Source organism: Pseudomonas putida (assembly GCF_002906855.1).
Classification (GTDB): Bacteria; Pseudomonadota; Gammaproteobacteria; order Pseudomonadales; family Pseudomonadaceae; genus Aquipseudomonas; species Aquipseudomonas putida_N.
Genome location: NZ_MINI01000019.1, coordinates 1 through 1,580, shown reverse-complemented (window position 1 = coordinate 1,580; position 1,580 = coordinate 1). Strand labels below are relative to the sequence as shown.

Below are 1,580 nucleotides of genomic sequence, written 5' to 3'. Positions count from 1 at the left end.
CCCGACCGCGTCCATACCTCCCTGTACACCGACCCGGCGCTGTTCGACGCCGAGCTGGAAAAGATCTTCCACAGCACCTGGATCTGGGTCGCCCACGAGAGCGAAGTCCCGGAGGCCGGCAGCTACAAGACCACCTACGTCGGCAAGCAGCCGGTGATCGTGGTGCGCGACCGCAAGAAGGGCATCAACGTGCTGCTCAACCGCTGCCGCCACCGCGGCGCCACGGTATGCGAGCACAAGAAGGGCAAGACCAACAGCTTCGTCTGCCCGTACCACGGCTGGGGCTACGCCCTCGACGGTTCGCTGCGCGGCATCCCGCACCCGGAAAGCTACGGCGACTGCATCGACAAAGCCGAGCTGCCCTTGGTCAGCCTGCGCACCGAAAGCTACGCCGGCATGGTGTTCGCCACCTTCAAGGACGACATCGAACCGCTGGAAGACTTCCTCGGTGCGGCGAAGAAGTGGATGGACCTGTTCATGAAACAGGGCGCCGGCTATGGCATCAAGGTCCCGGGCGAGCACCGCTTCCGCTTCCCTGGCAACTGGAAGATCCAGCTGGAAAACACCACCGACGCCTACCACTTCCCGCTGGTGCACAAGAGCTTCCTGTCCTCGGTGGACGAGCAGACCCTGGAGCTGTTCGATTTCGTCAAAGGCCCAGGCTATGTCGAAGATCTGGGCAACGGCCACAGCGTGATGGTGATGATCCCCGAGCTGGTGGACCTGGAAGCCGACCTCGACAAGCCGATCCCCGAGCGCTTCGAAAGCCTCGCTGCGGAACTGCGCGATGAAGGCATCGAGGAGCCGCAGGTACGCCGCATCGTCCGCGCCGTCGGCGGTTCCGGCTTCAACCTCAACCTGTTCCCCAACGTCGCCTGCTCGATGGCGTTCTTCCGTGTGCTGCAACCGATCTCGGTCACGGAAACGGAAATCCACCACTCGGTGATCACCATGGACGGCGGCCCGGCCGCGGCTAACCGCTACCGCCTGCGTCTGCACGAACACTTCCAGGGCCCGATGGGCTTCGGTACCCCGGACGATTCCGAGGCCTGGGAACGGGTGCAGAAAGGCGCCAATGCTGGCGAAAACCTGTGGATCATGCTCAACCGCGGCCTGCCGGGCGAGAAGCCCAGCGAAGACGGCCTGGTCTCCGACGTCAGTGCCGAAACCGGCATGCGTGCGGCCTACCAGCAGTGGAAGAAGATGATGGCGGCGGAGGCCAAATGATGAACCTGAATCTGCTCAACCTGCCTCTGCTAAATGAGGTAACTGCGTTCCTCTGGCAGGAAGGTGACATGCTCGACCACGGCGAATACGACACCTGGCTGAGCCTGTGGACCGAGAAAGGGACCTACATCATCCCGATCGACCCGAAAGAGACGGACTTCGAAAACACGCTGAACTACGCCTACGACGACCACCACATGCGCGGCCTGCGCGTGCAGCGGCTGATCGGTGGCGAGTCGATCTCCACCAGCCCGCAACCACGCACCGTGCGCACCCTCTCGCGTTTCCGTGTGCTCGCCGATGACGGCGTCAACGTCACCGTGCGTGCCGCGCAGAACATCCGCGAGTTCCGC

General features: G+C 63.4%; 2 protein-coding genes. Both read left to right on the top strand.

Translation table 11 applies throughout. The features are described 5' to 3' along the window. A partial coding sequence (locus BGP85_RS00205; RefSeq protein WP_103466423.1) for an aromatic ring-hydroxylating oxygenase subunit alpha occupies positions 1-1,227 on the top strand: 1,227 nt, incomplete at its 5' end. Next, the coding region (locus BGP85_RS00200) for an aromatic-ring-hydroxylating dioxygenase subunit beta (protein WP_103445267.1) at positions 1,227-1,580 on the top strand (354 nt) is incomplete at its 3' end. The genes BGP85_RS00205 and BGP85_RS00200, both read left to right, overlap by 1 nt.